This window comes from Microlunatus spumicola (genome assembly GCF_039536445.1).
GTDB lineage: Bacteria > Actinomycetota > Actinomycetes > Propionibacteriales > Propionibacteriaceae > Microlunatus > Microlunatus spumicola.
Genome location: NZ_BAAAYR010000004.1, coordinates 546,057 through 564,644, shown reverse-complemented (window position 1 = coordinate 564,644; position 18,588 = coordinate 546,057). Strand labels below are relative to the sequence as shown.

Annotated in this window: 10 protein-coding genes; 9 read left to right on the top strand and 1 reads right to left on the bottom strand. The window is 75.0% G+C overall.

Features of this window, described 5'->3' with window-relative positions:
* Together ABD665_RS15645 and ABD665_RS15640 are read left to right on the top strand one after the other, a co-directional pair.
* Positions 1 to 7,433: beta strand repeat-containing protein (locus tag ABD665_RS15645; protein ID WP_344742504.1), on the top strand; the 7,433-nt coding region annotated here is incomplete at its 5' end.
* A 1-nt stretch (position 7,434) separates the two neighbouring features.
* Positions 7,435 to 7,911 (top strand): hypothetical protein, encoded by a 477-nt coding sequence (locus ABD665_RS15640; protein WP_204913543.1) that lies wholly within the window; start codon positions 7,435 to 7,437, stop codon positions 7,909 to 7,911.
* An 18-nt stretch (positions 7,912 to 7,929) separates the two neighbouring features.
* Here the strand turns inward: ABD665_RS15640 and coaA are convergent, their stop codons facing one another.
* The gene (gene coaA / locus ABD665_RS15635) at positions 7,930 to 8,895 is read right to left on the bottom strand and encodes a type I pantothenate kinase (RefSeq protein WP_204913542.1); all 966 of its coding nucleotides are present in this window, start codon (positions 8,893 to 8,895) and stop codon (positions 7,930 to 7,932) included.
* Between the two features lie 111 nt (positions 8,896 to 9,006).
* On the opposite strand from coaA, the gene glmS reads away from it, so the two are divergent.
* The 7 genes from glmS (at position 9,007) to ABD665_RS15600 (ending at position 18,518) form a co-directional block, all read left to right on the top strand.
* The gene (glmS, locus tag ABD665_RS15630; protein ID WP_204913541.1) at positions 9,007 to 10,851 is read left to right on the top strand and encodes a glutamine--fructose-6-phosphate transaminase (isomerizing); all 1,845 of its coding nucleotides are present in this window, start codon (positions 9,007 to 9,009) and stop codon (positions 10,849 to 10,851) included.
* 114 nt (positions 10,852 to 10,965) lie between these two features.
* A complete protein-coding gene (locus ABD665_RS15625) occupies positions 10,966 to 11,316 on the top strand; it encodes a holo-ACP synthase (protein WP_204913540.1) in 351 nt (116 codons plus the stop codon).
* A gap of 93 nt (positions 11,317 to 11,409) precedes the next feature.
* Positions 11,410 to 12,837, top strand: coding sequence for an NAD(P)H-hydrate epimerase (locus ABD665_RS15620; protein WP_344742503.1), 1,428 nt, complete (start codon positions 11,410 to 11,412; stop codon positions 12,835 to 12,837).
* Entirely contained in the window at positions 12,834 to 14,036 is a 1,203-nt protein-coding gene (gene alr, locus ABD665_RS15615) for an alanine racemase (protein ID WP_344742502.1), read from the top strand. The genes ABD665_RS15620 and alr overlap by 4 nt, the downstream gene beginning before the upstream one ends.
* Positions 14,036 to 15,145, top strand: coding sequence for an alpha/beta fold hydrolase (locus tag ABD665_RS15610; RefSeq protein ID WP_204913539.1), 1,110 nt, complete (start codon positions 14,036 to 14,038; stop codon positions 15,143 to 15,145). Before alr ends, ABD665_RS15610 begins: the two co-directional genes overlap by 1 nt.
* Positions 15,142 to 15,831 (top strand): nucleoside/nucleotide kinase family protein, encoded by a 690-nt coding sequence (locus ABD665_RS15605; protein WP_204913538.1) that lies wholly within the window; start codon positions 15,142 to 15,144, stop codon positions 15,829 to 15,831. The genes ABD665_RS15610 and ABD665_RS15605 overlap by 4 nt, the downstream gene beginning before the upstream one ends.
* A 302-nt stretch (positions 15,832 to 16,133) precedes the next feature.
* Positions 16,134 to 18,518: a DEAD/DEAH box helicase gene (locus ABD665_RS15600; protein ID WP_204913537.1), complete on the top strand. Its 2,385-nt coding sequence runs from the start codon at positions 16,134 to 16,136 to the stop codon at positions 18,516 to 18,518.
* Positions 18,519 to 18,588: the final 70 nt, after the last annotated feature.

Below are 18,588 nucleotides of genomic sequence, written 5' to 3'. Positions count from 1 at the left end.
ACGCCGACGGCCGCGTCGACGCCGGCGACACGATCACCTACCGCTTCGCCGTCACGAGCACCGGCACGCTGACCGTCACGAACCTCGGGATCTCCGACCCCCGCCTCGGCTCCGTCACCTGCCCGACCAGCACCCTGCAGCCGGGGGCCGGCACCTCCTGCACCGGCACGTACGCCATCACGCAGGCGGACGTCGACGCCGGGGCCGTCGTCAACACCGCGACCGCGACGGGCACCGACCCCCGCGGCGGCGCCGTCACCTCGCCCACGTCCGGCACACGGACGCCCACCGACCCGACGGCCACCCTGGTCATGGTCAAGACCGCGGGCACGCCCGTCGACGTGGACCGGGACGGCCGCATCGGCGCCGGGGACCGGCAGCCGTACACCTTCGTCGTGACGAACACCGGCGCGGTGACGCTGTCGCTCGTCGACATCCGCGACGCCCGGGTCGGTGCCGTGAGCTGCGACGTCCGCACCCTGGTGCCGGGCGTGCGCGCCACGTGCACGGCCAGCCACGCGATCACCCAGGACGAGGTCGACGCGGGCGGCGTCAGCAACACCGCGACCGCGATCGGCGTGACCCCGACCGGCGCCACGGTGACCTCGCCGCCGGTCACGGCGACCAGCGCGACGAGCAGCGCCGCCTCGGTGTCCCTCGCGCTCTCCGCCGGCCGGCCGGTCGACGTCGACGGCGACGGCCGGGTCGACGCCGGTGACCGCATCGAGTACGCGGCCCTGGTGACGAACACCGGCGTGCAGACGCTCTCGGGCGTGGCCGTGGCCGACACCCTGCCGGGCACGCTGACCTGCCCCTCGACCGTCCTCGTGCCGGGGGCCGCCACGACCTGCACGCTGACGTACACGGTGACGCAGGCCGACGTGGACGCCGGGACGGTGCTCGAGACCGCGACCGCGTCCGGCACCCGCCCGGACGGCGGCACGGTGAGCTCGAGCCCCGCCACCGCGGAGACGCCGACCGACACCCGCGCGGCGCTGACCCTCACCAAGGCCGCGGGCGCCCCCGTCGACGCGAACGCCGACGGCCGCCTGGACGCCGGAGACACGGTCCGCTACACCTTCGTGGTCACCAGCACCGGGTCGGTCACCGTGAACGGGGTGACCGTCCGCGACGCGCTGGTCGGCGGCGACGTCACCTGCGCCGCGACCAGCCTGGCGCCCGGGCGGCAGACGACCTGCGCCGCGACCTACACCCTGGACCAGGCCGACGTGGACGCCGGGCGCGTGGACAACACGGCCACGGCGGCGGGCAGCTCGCCCACCGGGGCGGCCGTGGTCTCGCCCGCCGCGAGCACCTCCACTCCGCTCGCCGCCACCGCCGGCCTGACCCTGGACAAGAGCGCCGCGCCGCCGCTCGACACCAACGCCGACGGCCGGACCAGCGCCGGGGACACGGTCCGCTACACCTTCCGGGTCGCCAACACCGGTGCGCTGACGCTCACCGACGTCCGCGTCGACGACGCGCTCGTGGACGCCGGCTGCCCGACGACCACGCTCACCCCGGGCGCCGTCACGACCTGCTCCGGGGAGCACGTGCTCACCCAGGCCGAGGTCGACGCGGGCTCGCTGACCAACACGGCGACCGCCCGCGGCACCCGCCCCGACCAGACGGTGCAGCGCTCCGCCGCCGACAGCACCGCCACCTCGCTGGCCACCCGCGAGGGGCTCCGCCTCGACCTCCGGGCCGACGCCCCGCTCGACACGAACGGCTCCGGGCGCGCCGACGCCGGTGACACCGTCCGCTACACCTTCGACGTCACCAACACCGGTGCCGTCACCGTCCAGGGCCTCGTCGTCGACGACCCGGTCCTCGGCACGATCAGCTGCCCCACGACCACGCTCGCCCCCGGGGCCACCGTCCGGTGCACGAGCCTCTACGCGCTGAGCCAGGCCGACCTGGACACGGGCTCGGTCGTCAACACCGCGACCGTCTCCGGGCGCACCACGACCGGCGCGGTCGTCGGGTCGCCGGCCGACACCGTCACCACGGTCCTGCCGCAGCTGGCCCGGCTCGTGGTCGACCTGAGGGCCGCTCCCGCCGTGGACACGGACGGCGACGGCCGGGTCGACGCCGGGGACACCGTCACCTACACCTACGTGGTCACCAACCCGGGCACCGTCACGGTCAGCGGGGTCGTGGTCGGCGACAGCCTGCGGACCGGCGGGCTGACCTGCGACGGGGCCACCGTGGCCCCGGGCGGCACCCTCACCTGCCGGGCGACGTACGTCCTCACGCAGGCCGACGTCGACCGCGGGTCGGTCACGGACACCGCCACCGCCACCGGGACCGACCCGGCCGGCGCCGACGTGGTCGCGGCCGGCGACAGCGAGACCACGCCGACCTCGGCGGTCTCCACGCTCACGATCTCCGCGACCGCGGGGGCGCCGACCGACACCAACGGCAACGGCCTCGTCGACGCCGGCGACGTCGTCCCCTACCGCTTCGTCGTGGTCAACACCGGCACCCTCACGCTGACCGGCGTCGCCGTGACCGGGGCCCGGCTCGGCGCCCCCGCCGACTGCCTGCCGGCCGACCTCGCGCCGGGCGCGCAGGCGGTCTGCACCGGCTCGACCGTGGTGACGCAGGCCGACGTCGACGCCGGCGCGGTCCTGACCACGGCGACGGCCGCGGGCACGGGCCCCGACGGCGCGGCGACGACGTCCGACGAGGCCACGGTCCGTACGCCGACCGCGACCGCGGCGTCCCTGCGGATCGACCTGAGCGCCGCCACCCCGGTCGACGCGAACGGCGACGGCCGCACCGACGCCGGCGACACAGTCACCTACACCTACGCCGTGACCAACGACGGCGTCGTCACCGTCTCCGCCACCGCCGTGCAGGACACCAGGGTCGGCGCGGTCGGCTGCCCGGCCGCGGTCGTCGCGCCCGGGGCCACCCTCACCTGCACCGCGACCTACACGATCACCCAGGCCGACGTGGACGCCGGCGCGGTCGTCGACCGGGCCGGGGCCGCCGGCACGGCCCCCGACGGCACCGCCGTCGTGGCGCTGCCCGACACCGAGACCACGCCCGTGTCCACCGACAGCACCCTCGTGCTGGACCTGACGGCGGGCGCGCCCGTCGACGCGAACCGCGACGGCCGGCTCGACGCGGGCGACACGGTGACCTACACGTTCGCGGTCACGAACACCGGCGTGGTGACCCTGACCGGGCTCACCGCCCGCGACGACCTGCTAGGCACGGCGACCTGCGCCGTCCGCACCCTCGCGCCGGGCGCGAGCACCACCTGCACCGGCAGCTACACGCTCACCCAGGACGACCTCGACGCAGGGACGCTGGTGAACACGGCCACGGTCGCCGGCTCCACCCCGGGCGCGACGCTCACCGTCTCGAACGACGACGCGACGACCACGCCGCTGGGCGGTAGCACGGGCCTCAGCCTGGACAAGGCGGCCGCCGCGCCCGCCGACACGGACCGGAACGGCCGCATCGCCGCCGGCGACACGATCACGTACACGTTCACGCTGGTCAACACCGGCACGGTGAGCCTCACCGGGGTGACGGTCGACGACCCGAGCGTGACCGGCCTGACCTGCGGCGCGACCGTCCTGGCCCCGGGCCGCTCGACGACCTGCACCGCCGTCCACGAGCTCACGCAGGCCGACGTCGACGCGGGGACCGTGGACAACACCGCCACGGCCTCGGCCGCCGGGCCCGGGGGCGCGCCGGTGCGGTCGGCGTCCGACAGCACCAGCACCCCGGTCCGCGTCACGGGCACGCTCAGCCTCGACCTGGCGGCCGGCGCGCCCGCGGACACCGACGGCGACGGGCGGCTCGACGCCGGCGACACGATCGTCTACACGACCACCGTGCTGAACGGCGGCGACAGCACCCTCACCGGCCTCGTGGTCGACGACGGCCTGCCGGGCGACCCAGTCTGCGACGTCACGACGCTCGCCCCCGGCGCCCGGGCGACCTGCACGCGCACGTACGTGCTGACCCAGGCCGACCTCGACGCCGGCGTCGTCCGGAACACGGCCACCGCCACCGCGGTCGGGCCGGCCGGGGCACCCGTCGCCTCGAACGCCGACCGGACGACCACGCCGCTGGCCGAGGCCGGCGCGCTGAGCCTGGTCAAGCGGGCCGGTACCCCCGTCGACGTGAACGCCGACGGCCGGGTCGACGCGGGCGACACGGTGGCGTACACCTTCGAGGTCGTCAACCCGGGCACGGTCACGGTGACCGGGCTCGTCGTCTCCGACCCGAAGACCGGCCCGGTCGCCTGCCCGACCACGACGCTGGCCGTCGGCGGGTCGACCACCTGCACGGCCGGCTACCGGATCACCCAGGCCGACGTCGACCGCGGGTCGGTCGACAACACGGCCACGGTCAGCGGGCGGACCCCGGCGGGCCGGACGGTCACCTCGCTGCCGGCCAGCACCGGGACGCCGACGTCGGCGGCCGCGGCGCTGCTGCTCGACCTCGGGGCGGGCCTGCCCGTCGACGCCAACGGCAACGGCGTGACCGACGCGGGCGACACGGTCGGCTACACCGTGACCCTCACGAACACCGGCGCGGTGACGCTCAGCGGCGTGGCCGTCGAGGCCACGCTCGGCAACCCGGCCTGCCGGACCACGAACCTCGCCCCCGGGGCGACGACCACCTGCACGACGACCCACGTGCTGACCCAGGCCGAGGTCGACGCCGGCACGGTCCGCAACAGCGCGGTGGCCGTCGGCACGGCGCCCGACCGCACGACGACCACGTCGAACCGCGACACCACGGCCACGCCCGTCAGCACCGTCTCCGGGCTGGCCCTCACCAAGACCGCGGGCGCCCCGGTGGACGTCGACCGCGACGGGCGCACCGACGCCGGCGACACCGTGGCGTACGCCTTCGTCGTCACGAACACCGGCTCGTCCACGGTCTCGGCGATCACCGTGACCGACGCCCGGATCGCCGGCGTCGCGTGCCCGGACCAGACGCTGGCCCCGGGCGCCCGGCTCACCTGCACGGCGTCGTACGTCATCACGCAGGCCGACGTGGACGCCGGCGAGCTCGTGAACACGGCGAGCGCGAGCGGGACGGACGGTGCCGGTCGCCCGGTCGGCTCGGCCGGCGCCGAGGCCCGTACGCCGCTCGACCAGACCGCCGCGCTGGCGCTCGACCTCAGCGGCGTCCCGGGCGACGTCAACGGCAACGGGGTCGTGGACGCGGGCGACACCGTCGCCTACACCGTCACGGTCACCAACACCGGCTCGGTCACCGTCGACGGGGTCGTCGTGGCCTCGGCGGCCGTGCCGTCCGGCTTCGGCTGCGCCGCCACGAGCCTGGCGGGCGGGGCGAGCACGACCTGCACGGCCACCTACGCGATCACCCAGGCCGACGTCGACGCCGGCCGGGTCCTGACCTCCGCGGTCGCGACGGGCGCCGGCCCGACCGGACGGGCCGTGGGCTCGAACCGGGACACCGAGACGACGCCGACCGGCGGCCAGGGGGCCCTCGCGCTCGACAAGACGGCCGGTGCGCCGGTCGACGTCGACCGTGACCGGCGGGTCGACGCCGGCGACACCGTCACCTACACCTTCGCCGTGACGAACCAGGGCTCGCTGACCGTCACCGGCCTGCGGATCGACGACCCGCTGCTCCCGACGACGACCTGCCCGGCGACGACGCTGGCCCCGGGGGCGACGGTGACCTGCACCGGCACGTACGTCCTCACCCAGGCCGACGTGGACGCCGGTTCGGTGACCAACACCGCGACGGCCACGGCGGCCGCGCCGGACGGCACGCCCGTCGTCTCCCCGTCCGACAGCACGACCACCGAGGTCGTCGGCACGAGCGGCGTCGCGGTGACGGTCGAGACGGGCGTCCCGGTGGACGTGGACGGCAACGGCCTGGACGCCGGCGACACCGTGGCCCGGTCCTACCGGGTGCGCAACACCGGCACCCTGACCCTGCGGAACGTGACGGTCACGGACCCGACGACCGGTGCGGTGGTCTGCACCGTCGCGACGCTGGCGCCGGGGGCGCAGAGCAGCTGCACCGCCGCCCCGTACGTCCTGACCCAGGCCGACGTCGACGCCGGCGGGCTGACGACCACGGCCGCGGTGGCGGGCACGGACGCCGACGGCACGGTGCGACGTGACGACGACACCGCCACCACGCCGCTGCGCGCCGCCTCGAGCCTGACGGTGGACAAGACCGCCACCCCGGTCGACGTCGACGGCGACCAGGTGCTCGGCGCCGGGGACACGGTCCGCTACGGCTTCGTGGTCACCAACACCGGCGCGACCACCGTGCGCGGCGTCGGGATCGACGATCCCCGGCTCGACGGCGGGGCGACGTGCCCGGAGACCGGGCTGGCCCCGGGGGCGTCGACCACCTGCTCCGGGGACCGCACGGTCACGGCGGAGGACGCCCGGCTCGGGTCGGTGGACAACACCGCCCGCGCGACCGGGACCTCCCCTGCGGGCGACGACGTCACCTCCGCGCCGGACACGACGAGCACCCCGTTCGGGCTGGTCACCCTGAGCCTCGACAAGCGGGCCGGGACGCCCGTCGACGTCGACGGTGACGGCGTGACCGGCGTGGGGGACGTGGTGCCCTACACGTTCACGGTGACCAACAGCGGGACCCGTCCCGTCACCGCCGTCGCCGTCGTCGACCCCAAGGCCGGCGCGGTCCGGTGCGAGGCCACCGAGCTCGCCCCGGGTGCGTCGACCGGGTGCGCGACCACCGTGGACTACGTCGTCACCCAGGCGGACGTGGACGCCGGCGCCGTGCTGAACACGGCGACGGCCCGGGCGACCGGCCCCGACGGGGCCGCCGTGGTGTCGAACCCGGACAGCACCCGGACCGACCTCGCCGGCGTGGCCGCGGCGACCCTGGTCAAGACGGCCCTGCCGGTGGACGACCGCAACGGGGACGGGCGTACGGACGCCGGTGACCGGGTGGCCTTCCGCTTCGCGGTGACCAACACGGGCACGCTCAGCCTGACCGGGCTGCGGGTGGACGACGCGATGCTGGCCGACGCCGGGATCACGGTCAGCTGCCCGATCACCACGCTGGCCCCCGGGGCGAGCACGGTCTGCACCTCGGGCTCCTACCGGATCACGGCGGCCGACGAGCGCGCCGGGCAGATCCGCAACACCGCGGCCGTCCGGGCGACCGGGCTCGGCGACGACGGGGTGCTCGACACCTCGGCCGTGACCGTCACCGTCGACCGCCGCCCCGGCGGCGGCGACACCGACGGAGGCGGCACCGATGACGGCGGGACCGACGGCGGCGACGGGAACCCGACGCATTCGAACCCGACCCACACGAATCTGCCGAACACCGGCGCGCCGTTCGGACCCGCACTACCGGCACTGGGGATGCTCCTGGTGCTGGCCGGCAGCCTAATCCTCGGGCTCCGGCGACCCCTCGGCAAGAAGAAGAAGAAGGAGTGACATGAAGATCTCGGGACGCAGCAGGGACCTGGGCGCCGCGGCGGCCGGGCTGGCGCTGCTGGTGGCCACGCTCGCGGGCTGCAGCGGGGCGAAGGACGAGCCCGCGCAGGAGGCGCCCGCGCCCGCCCCCGCCGCGTCGTCGACGGGCGTGATCTCCCCGCCGAAGCTGGTGACGGTGCCGACGCTGACCAAGGAGAAGGGCATCGTCTCCGACACGACGATGACCGGCTGCACGGCGGCGAAGGGTCCGGTCGAGGCGACCGGCACGGTCAAGAACAGCTCCGACGACAGCAGCGACATCGTCGTCGTCGTCTCCTGGATCGTGCCTCAGGGCTCCGACGTGGTGGCCCGCGGCGTCGCCGTGGTCAAGGACGCCGAGCCCGGGTCCTCGCACGACTGGAAGGTCAGCAGCGACGTCAAGATCGACCAGCAGGTGCAGTGCGTGCTGTCGGCGCGGCGGGGGTCGATCAAGGGCTGAGCCCTCGAGCGGACCCGCTCAGACCTTGCGGATGCGGACCCACTCCACCCGGTGGTCCGCACCCTTGCGCAGGATCGCGGTCGCCCGCCCGCGGGTGGGCAGGATGTTGTCGTGCAGGTTGGGCCCGTTGATGGTGTCCCACAGGTGCTCGGCGCGGGCGACCGCCTGCGCGCTCGTGAGCTCGGCGTAGCGGGAGAAGAAGGAGCGCGGGTCGCGGAAGGCGGTCTCGCGCAGCGACAGGAAGCGCGAGACGTACCAGGCGCGGATGTCGGCCGGGTCGGCGTCGACGTAGACCGAGAAGTCGAAGAAGTCGCTCACGGCCAGGCCGCTCGTCCCGTCCGCGCGGGCGACGGCCGGCTGGAGGACGTTCAGGCCCTCCACGATGAGGATGTCCGGGCTCTTCAGCACGACCTGCTCGTCCGGGACGATGTCGTAGACGAGGTGGCTGTAGACGGGGGCGACGACCTCGGGCTGCCCGGACTTCACGTCCATGACGAACCGCAGCAGCGCACGCCGGTCGTACGACTCGGGGAACCCCTTGCGCTCCATCAGGCCGCGGCGCTCGAGCTCGGCGTTGGGGTGCAGGAAGCCGTCGGTCGTCACCAGCGCCACGTCCGGGTGGCCCGGCCAGGCGGCGAGCAGCTCGCGCAGCAGCCGGGCCGTGGTGGACTTGCCGACGGCCACCGAGCCGGCGATGCCGATGACGAACGGGGTCCGGCCGACCGACAGGTGCAGGAAGTCGCCGGTGCTGCGGTGCAGCTCGCCGGTCAGGTCGACGTAGCGGGTCAGCAGCCCGCTCAGCGGCAGGTAGACCTCGCGGACGTCCTGCAGCGACGTCGGGTCGTCGAGCCCGCGGACCCGTTCCAGCGTCGACGCGTCGAGCCCGAGCGCGTCCTCGGTCGCCAGCGCGGCCCAGTCGGCCCGGCTGCGCTCGACGTACGGGCTGCGCCCGGCCCGGGTCCGGAGCGCCTGCGACTGCGTCACCACAGGCGACGACAGTAGTGCGCGCGGCAGGTCCTGACCCCCGACGACCGACGCGGCGGAGGAAACCTGCGTTCCGGGTCGGCCTCCGCGTGCTCCCGTAGGCTTCCCCCCATGTGCGGAATCGTCGGCTACGTCGGTCCGAGGTCGGCGCTGGCCGTCGTCGTCGAAGGCCTCAGACGCCTGGAGTACCGCGGCTACGACTCCGCCGGCATCGCCGTCGTCGAGGGCGGGCGGCTCCACGTGCGCAAGAAGGCCGGCAAGATCGCCAACCTCGACGCGGAGCTCGCGGCCCGGCCGCTGCCCGTCGACGGGCTCGGCATCGGCCACACCCGCTGGGCGACCCACGGCGGCCCGACCGACACCAACGCGCACCCGCACGTCTCCGCCGACGGCCGTGTCGCCGTCGTGCACAACGGCATCATCGAGAACTACGCCGCGCTGCGCGCCGAGCTGGCCGAGGACGGCGTCACCTGCGTCTCCGAGACCGACACCGAGGTCGTCGCGCACCTGCTCGGCCAGCAGGTCGCCGCCGGCCTCGACCTCGCCGAGGCGATGCGCGCGGTGTGCCGCCGCCTGCACGGGGCCTTCACGCTCGTGGCCGTCGACGCGCAGGGCCCGCGCTCGGTCGTCGCCGCCCGACGGAACTCCCCGCTGGTCGTCGGCGTGGGGGAGGGGGAGCACTTCCTCGCCTCCGACGTCTCCGCCTTCATCGAGCACACCCGCGAGGCCGTCGAGCTCGGCCAGGACCAGGTCGTCGTCATCACCGACACCACCCTCGAGGTCACCGACTTCGACGGCGCCCCGGCGCCGGTCCGCCCCTTCCACGTGGACTGGGACCTGTCGGCCGCCGAGAAGGGCGGCTTCGACTGGTTCATGCGCAAGGAGATCTACGAGCAGCCGAAGGCCGTCGCGGACACCCTCCTCGGGCGCCACGACACCGAGGGCCGCCTGACGCTCGACGAGATCCGCATCTCCGAGGCCGAGCTGCGGCGGATCGACAAGATCGTCATCGTCGCCTGCGGGACGGCCTCGTACGCCGGCATGGTCGCCAAGTACGCCATCGAGCACTGGACCCGCATCCCCTGCGAGGTCGAGCTCGCCAGCGAGTTCCGCTACCGGGACCCGATCGTCGGCCCGACCACGCTCGTCGTCGCGATCAGCCAGTCGGGGGAGACCGCCGACACCCTGATGGCGATCCGGCACGCGCGCGAGCAGCAGGCCCGGGTCCTGGCCGTGTGCAACACCAACGGCTCGACCATCCCGCGCGAGTCCGACGCGGTCATCTACACGCGCGCCGGTCCGGAGATCGGCGTCGCCTCGACCAAGGGCTTCCTCACCCAGGTCGTCGCCTGCTACCTGCTCGGGCTCTACCTGGCGCAGGTCCGCGGGACGAAGTTCGGGGACGAGATCGCCACGGTCATGGCCGAGCTGGCGACGATGCCGGACGCGATCAGCCGGGTGCTCGAGGACATGGACCCGGTCCTCAAGCTGGCGTCGGACTTCGTCGACGAGCCGTCCGTGCTCTTCCTCGGCCGCCACGTCGGCTACCCCGTGGCCCTCGAGGGTGCGCTCAAGCTCAAGGAGCTGGCGTACATCCACGCCGAGGGCTTCGCCGCCGGCGAGCTCAAGCACGGCCCGATCGCGCTGATCGAGGACGGGCTGCCCGTCTTCGTCGTGATCCCGCCGCGCGGCCGCGACCTGCTGCACGACAAGGTCCTGTCCAACCTGCAGGAGATCCGCGCCCGCGGCGCCCGCACGATCGTGCTCGCCGAGGCCGACGACCACGAGGTCCTGCCGTACGCCGACGTCCTCGTCCCGCTGCCCCGCGTCTCCACCCTCCTGCAGCCCCTGGTCGCCACCGTCCCGCTCCAGGTCTTCGCCTGCGAGCTCGCGACGCAGAAGGGCCACGACGTCGACCAGCCCCGGAACCTGGCCAAGTCCGTCACCGTCGAGTAGGCGTCGGTGCGGTCCCTCGCGTCCCAGGACTTTCACGTTTACGTGAAAGACCGTTGCTCACCACGGCAGATCTGCCGTGCTGAGTACCAGACTCCCGTGGTCAGTGCGGCCTAGGTGATCGTCGGGGTCGGGATCGACGTCTGCGACGTGGAGCGGTTCGGGGCGACGCTGGAGCGGCGTCCGGGGCTGGCGGCGCGGCTGTTCACGCCCACCGAGGCGTCGCGGTCCGTGGCGTCCCTGGCGGCGCGGTTCGCGGCCAAGGAGGCGCTGGCCAAGGCCCTCGGCGCACCGCAGGGCATGTCCTGGCAGGACGCCGAGATCGTCACCGACGAACGCGGCCGCCCGCACTTCGTCGTCCGCGGAACCGTCGCCGCGCAGGTCGAGGAGGCCGGCATCACGTCGATCCACGTGAGCCTGTCCCACGACGCCGGGATCGCCTCCGCCGTGGTCGTCTGCGAGGGCTGAACAGCGGGTCGCGCGGTATGGGGAAGTTCCAACCGCGCAGTCGCGGTCAGAACTTTCCCGTTCCCCGGCGGCGCGACTGGATAGGGTCGCGGCGTGCAGGCCTTCACCGTCGAGCAGGTGCGGCGCCTCGAGGCGGCCGCGACGCAGGAGGTGCCCGAGGGCGCCCTGATGCAGCGGGCGGCGGCCGGGCTGGCCGTGGTCGTGGCCGGCGAGCTCGAGCGGCGTACGGGCCGCGCGTACGGCACCCGCGTCCTCGTGCTGGTCGGCCCCGGGAACAACGGCGGCGACGCCCTCTGGGCCGGGGCCCGGCTCGCGCGCCGCGGCGTCCGGGTGGAGGCCGTCGGCGTCCTCGGCACCCCGCACGCCGAGGGTCTGGCCGCGTTGCTCGCCGCCGGCGGCCGCCGGCTCGACCCGACGGCGCTGGGAGACCTGCGCCGCTACGACCTGGTGCTCGACGGGATCCTCGGCATCGGCGGCCGGCCCGGCCTGCCCGACGACGTGGCCGACCTCGTGGCCCGCGTCGAGGCGGCGGAGGTCCCCGTGGTCGCTGTCGACCTGCCCTCGGGCGTCGTCGCCGACACCGGCGCGGTGCCCGGCGCGTCCGTGCGGGCCGACGTCACGGTCACCTTCGGCGTCGTCAAGGTCGGCCACCTCCTCGAACCGGCCCGCGCGCGTACGGGCCGCCTGGTCCTGGTCGACATCGGCCTCGACCCCACCACCGAGACCCCCGAGCTCGACGCCTGGGACGTCGCCCGCGTCGCCGACGCCTGGCCGTGGCCGGCGCAGCGCAGCGACAAGTACGCGAAGGGCGTGGTCGGCGTCGACGCGGGCTCGGAGACCTACCCGGGCGCCGGGATCATGGCGACGTACGGCGCGGTGCACGGCGGTGCCGGGATGGTGCGGTTCCTGGGTCCGGAGTCGGCGCACGCGGTGCTCACCACGAACCTGCCGAACGTCGTCTTCGCGGACGGCCGCGTCCAGGCCCACCTGCTGGGCTCGGGCTGGGGCGACCGGCCGGACGGCACGCAGGCGGTCGCCGCCGCGGTCGACTCGGGCCTGCCCGGCGTGCTCGACGCGGACGGGCTCGGGTTCCGGCCGGACGAGCTGCCGGAGTCGTGGCTGCTGACCCCGCACGCGGGCGAGCTCGCCAAGCTCCTCGGCGTCGCCCGGTCCGAGGTCGAGGACGACCCCCTGGCCGCCGTACGCGCCGGGGTCGAGCGGACGGGGGCGACCGTGCTGCTCAAGGGCTCGACCCAGCTCGTCGCGCGGCCCGGCGTCCGGACCGTGGAGCTGGCCGTGCCCGGTCCCGCGTGGACGGGGCAGGCCGGTTCCGGGGACACGCTCGGCGGGCTGTGCGCGGCGGTCCTCGCCGCCGGCCGGCCCGCCCACGAGGCGGCGGTCCTGGCCGCCTCGCTGCAGGCCGTCACCGCCGCGGCCCACCCGGGCCCGCTGCCGCCGCACGTGCTCGCGGAACGCTGCGCCGACCAGCTCGGTGCGTGGTGGCAGGAGCGCCACCCGTGAACCCCCGCGAGGAGCTCGACCCGAGCGGGACCGGCGGGGGAGCGGCCCCCGGCCTCGACCCCGTGACCGCCAGCGCGGAGATCGACCTGGCCGCCCTCCGCGCGAACGTCGCCACCCTGGCCGCGCACGTCGGCGACGCCGCGCTGATGGTCGTCGTGAAGGCCGACGCGTACGGGCACGGCGTGGTGGCCTGCGCCCGCGAGGCCCGGGTCGCCGGGGCCTCGTGGCTCGGCGTCGCCACCCCGACCGAGGCGCTGGCCCTGCGCGCGGCGGGCGACACCGGACGGCTGCTCTGCTGGCTCTACGGGCCGAACGAGGACCTGAGCCCCCTGGTCGCGGCCGACGTCGACGTGTCCGCCGCGAGCGCGGAGGACATCTCCCGGCTGGCCGCGGCCGCCGCGGTCGCCGAACGCGTCGCGCGCGTGCACCTCAAGGTCGACACCGGCCTGACCCGCAACGGTGCCCCCGAGCACGGCTGGTCCGAGCTCTTCACCGCCGCGGCCGAGGCGGAGGGCGCCGGCGCGGTGGAGCTGGTCGGGCTGTGGTCGCACCTGGCCGCGGCCGACGAGCCCGGCCACCCGGCGACCGCCGTCCAGCTGGCCGCGTTCGACCGCGCGTACGCCGGGGCCCGGCTCGCCGGCCTGCAGCCGCAGCTGCGCCACCTCGCGAACTCGGCGGCCGCGCTCGTGCTGCCCGAGGCCCGCTTCGACCTCGTCCGGGTCGGCATCGCCGCGTACGGGATCGAGCCCGCTCCCGGGCTGGCCGCCCTGGCCGGCGTCACGCTCACGCCCGTCATGCGGCTGCGGGCCCAGCTCGCCCTGGTCAAGCGGGTCGACGCGGGCGCCGGGGTCTCGTACGGCTGGACCTGGACCGCGCCCGAGGACACCGTCGTCGGGCTGGTCCCGCTGGGCTACGCCGACGGGGTCCCGCGGCACGCCGGCAACGTCGCGGAGGTCGCCGTCCGCGGTCGGCGGGCGCCCGTGCGCGGCCGCATCTGCATGGACCAGCTGGTGGTCGAGCTCGGCCCCGGCGCGCGCGACGAGCCCGGCGACGAGGTCACCCTCTTCGGGACGGAGGCCGACGGCCCGACGGCGGCGGACTGGGCCGCGGTGTGCGGGACCATCGGCTACGAGATCGTCACCCGGGTCGGGGCCCGCGTGCCAAGGCACCACCTCCACGCGACGCCGCAGGACCGCTGATGGCGCGCCCGGCCCCGCGCCTGCCGTCGGTCGCGGGCGTCCTCGCGCTCGCCGCGGGCGCCGTCGCGGTCGGGCTGGAGCTCGAGCAGCGCCTGATCGGCCAGCGGGTCGGGCGGGCGGCCGGGGGCGGCGACAGGATCGTCCTGCCTCGCTCGGAGGGCCCGACGGTCCGGACCCCGGACGGCGTCCCGCTGCACACCGAGGTCGACGAGCGCGCGGACGACCCGCGGGCCGCGTACGGGACGGAGGGCGAGCCGCTGCCCCCGGACGCGCCGACGCTCGTGCTCGTGCACGGCTACGCGCTCAGCCTCGACTGCTGGCTCTACCAGCGGCAGCACTTCCGCGGGCGGGTGCGGCAGGTCCTCTACGACCAGCGCTCGCACGGACGTTCCGGGCACTCCTCGGCCGAGTACTGCCGGGTGCCGCAGCTGGCCGAGGACCTGCGCCAGGTCCTCGCCGAGCTCACCGACGACGGCCCCGTCGTGCTCGTCGGGCACTCCATGGGCGCGATGACGATCATGCACCTGGCGCTCTCCTACCCCGACCTCTTCGGGCCGCAGGTCAGGGGCGTCGCCCTGTTCTCCACGTCGGCGGGGGAGATGGCCGACTACTCGCCGGTCCGCGCGATCCCCGGCTGGGCGTTCTCCAAGGTCGCCCCGCCGCTGCTCGCCGGGCTGAACCGCGTGCCCGAGCTCGTGCAGCGGGGCCGGCAGGCGGGCAGCGACGTCGGCTATGTCGTCACCCGGCGGATGGCGTACGGCTCCGACGTCCCCGGGAACCTGGTCGAGCTCACCAGCGAGATGCTCGGCGAGACCTCGCTCGAGGTGGTCGCCGACTTCTACCCGACCTTCTCCGAGCTCGACGAGTACGAGGCGTTCGCGGTGCTGGGCCGTGTTCCCTGCGCCGTGGTCGGCGGGATCGACGACATGATCACGCCGATCGAGCACACCGACAAGATCATCGAGCTGCTGCCGGGCGCGGCCGCCACCCGCGTGGAGCACTGCGGCCACCTCGGCCTGATGGAGCACCCCGACGTGTTCTCGCAGGCGATCGAGGACCTGTACGCGCGTGTCCTCGCCGGCGCGCGCGATGGCAGGGTGGGGCCATGAGCGTCGCGTCCGCCGGTCCCGCCCGTCCCGAGCCCGGGGCGGACGGGAGCCCCGTGCCGGTGCGGCTGAGCGTGGCCGAGCTGGTCGAGCGGGCCCGACGGATGGCCGTGCCGGGGCAGCGGGCGCTGCTCGGCGTCACCGGTCCGCCCGGGGCCGGCAAGACGACCCTGGCCAGCGCCGTCGTCCGCGCGCTCGGTCCCGACCTGGCCGTGCTCGTGCCCATGGACGGCTTCCACCTCGCCGACCCGACGCTCGTCGCCTGGGGCCGTCGGGAGCGCAAGGGCGCCCCGGACACGTTCGACGTCGGCGGCTACGTGGCCCTGCTGCGCCGGCTGCGCGACCAGCACGAGGACGTCGTGCACGCCCCCGAGTTCGACCGGGCCCTGGAGGCGTCGCTCGGGTCCGCCGTCCCGGTGGCGCGCGAGGTGCCGCTCGTCGTCACCGAGGGCAACTACCTGCTGAGCACCGAGGGCGCGTGGGCCGAGGTCGCCCCGCTGCTCGACGAGAGCTGGTACCTGCAGCTGCCCGACGACGTGCGCGTGGGCCGGCTGGTCCGGCGACGCGAGGGCTACGGCAGCGACCACGACGAGGCGGTCGCGTGGGCGCTGGGCAGCGACCAGGCCAACGCCGACGTCGTCGCCCGCGGCCGTTCCCGCGCGGACCTGCTCGTCAGCCTCGTCGGCTGAGCCCGGCGCCCGACGCGGCTCGCTCGCGATCGGCGTACGCCGGCACACGGTCGCCACCAGGGTGACGAGGGTCGCGCGCGCACGTTTCGACGTGAGGGGCGAAGGACTGTAGACTCGGATCACCCGAGCGGCAAATCCACCTTCGGGACACCCGCGCCCTCCACCGAGAGCGGCGCACCTGGGTTCGTCTTCCCCCTCCTGCTCACGCCTCCCTCCCATGACGGTGGGGTGCGGCAGTCGATCACGGTCGTGGACGTACCTGACCGAGCGGCCCCGTTGTCGGGGCGAGAAGTGAGACACGCATGTCCCCGAAGTCCCAGGGTGCCGACGGCATCCCCAAGAAGCGTTGGTCGGCCGCCGAGCGCGCCGCCCGCGGTCACAGCACCCGCCGGAGCGGCGGCCAGCCTCGTCCGCCCCTGCGCGGCGAGCGCCCCGCCCGCGACAGCGGCGGTCGGAACGACACCGGCCGCGCCCGCGGCGAGTGGTCCACGCGCCCGCCGCGTGACGACCGTCCCCAGCGCGACGACCGCCCCCAGTACAACCGCGACGACCGTCCCGCGTTCAACCGCGACGACCGTGCGCCGCGCAACGACCGTCCGTCGTTCAACCGCGACGACCGGCCGTCGTTCAACCGGGACGACCGCCCGCAGCGCAGCGACCGTCCGTCGTTCAACCGGGACGACCGGCCCCAGCGCAGCGACCGTCCGTCGTACAACCGCGACGACCGTCCCTCGTTCAACCGGGACGACCGCCCGCAGCGCAGCGACCGTCCGTCGTTCAACCGCGACGACCGGCCCCAGCGCAGCGACCGTCCCTCGTACAACCGGGACGACCGTCCCTCGTTCAACCGGGACGACCGCCCGCAGCGCAACGACCGTCCCTCGTTCAACCGGGACGACCGTCCGCAGCGCAGCGACCGTCCGTCGTTCAACCGGGACGACCGTCCGCAGCGCAGCGACCGTCCGTCGTTCAACCGCGACGACCGCCCGCAGCGCAGCGACCGTCCGTCGTACAACCGCGACGACCGTCCCTCGTTCAACCGGGACGACCGCCCGCAGCGGAACGACCGTCCGTCGTACAACCGGGACGACCGTCCCTCGTACAACCGCGACGACCGCCCGCAGCGTGACGACCGTCCGCAGCGGACCTCGTCGGGTCGTCCGTCCTTCTTCGACTCCTACGACGACAAGAAGGCCGGGAACCGGGCGTACGCGGACCGGTCCGACCGGGCGCACCACGCCTCGAGCCCGAACATCAGCAAGGTCCGCCCGCCCCGCGAGCGTGACACCGACCGTGAGCCCGAGAACGTGGACGAGATGACGACCGAGACCGAGAACGTGACCCCGACGCCCGCCTTCGAGGGCACCTTCGCCGACCTCGGCGTCCCCGCCGACATCGTCGCCACGCTGGACGCCCAGGGCATCAGCACCCCGTTCCCGATCCAGGCGGCCACGATCCCCGACGCGCTCGCCGGGCGCGACGTGCTGGGCCGCGGCCAGACCGGGTCGGGCAAGACGCTGGCCTTCGGCCTGCCGATGATCGCCAACCTCACGGGCGGTGGCGGCAAGCCCCCGCGCGGCCTGGTCCTGGTCCCGACCCGCGAGCTGGCCATGCAGGTCAACGAGGCGCTCGAGCCGCTGGCCCGCGTGACCGGGCTGTCGACCGTCCTGATCGCCGGCGGCATGTCCTACGTCCCGCAGCTGCGGGCCTTCTCGCGCGGCGTCGACATCGTCATCGCCACGCCGGGCCGGCTCATCGACCTCATGGAGCAGGGCGAGCTCGACCTCAGCCAGGTCAAGGTCACCGTCCTCGACGAGGCCGACCACATGGCCGACCTCGGCTTCCTGCCGGCCGTCACGACGATCCTCGACACCGTCCCCGGCGACGGGCAGCGCCTGCTGTTCTCGGCGACGCTCGACTCGGGCGTCGGCCGGATCGTCCGGCAGTACCTGAACGACCCGGTCACCCACGAGGTCGACTCGGCGCGGGCCAGCGTCACGACGATGTCCCACCTGCTCGTCCAGGTCGCCCCGCACGACAAGGCGCCCCTGACGGCCGAGATCGCGGCACGTGAGGGCCGGACCATCGTGTTCGCCCGGACGCAGCGCGGTGCCGACCGCGTGGCCGAGCAGCTCCGCGACGCCGGCGTCCTCGCCGGTGCGCTGCACGGCGGCCTGACCCAGGGCGCCCGCACCCGCATCCTCGAGGCGTTCAAGGAGGGGCAGCTGCCCGTCCTCGTCGCCACCGACGTCGCGGCCCGCGGCATCCACGTCGACGACGTGGGCCTGGTCCTGCAGATCGACCCGCCGGCGAGCTCGAAGGACTACCTGCACCGCGCCGGTCGTACGGCGCGCGCCGGCGGCACCGGCGTCGTGGTCAGCCTCGTGCTGCCGCACCAGCGTCGTGAGGTCACCCGGCTGCTCAGCCAGGGCGACGTGCACGCCGACACCATGATCGGGAGCCAGGGCTCGCCCGAGCTCGAGGCGCTCACCGGCGGGCACCGCCCGACCGGCGAGCCGATCGGCGACGCGCAGTTCCGGGCGATCGTCGACCCGCCGGCCCGTCGTCCGGGTCGTGGCCGACCGGCCGGTCGCGGTCAGGGTGGCCCCCGTGGCGCCCGTCCGCCGCGTCGCGGTCCGCGTACGGACCGTCCCGCGCGCAACGAGACCTGGGGCGCCAAGGCCTGACCCCGGCACGACTGATCGTGGAGACCTGTGCACCGACATCGGTGCACAGGTTTCCGCGTTCCCGGGTTCC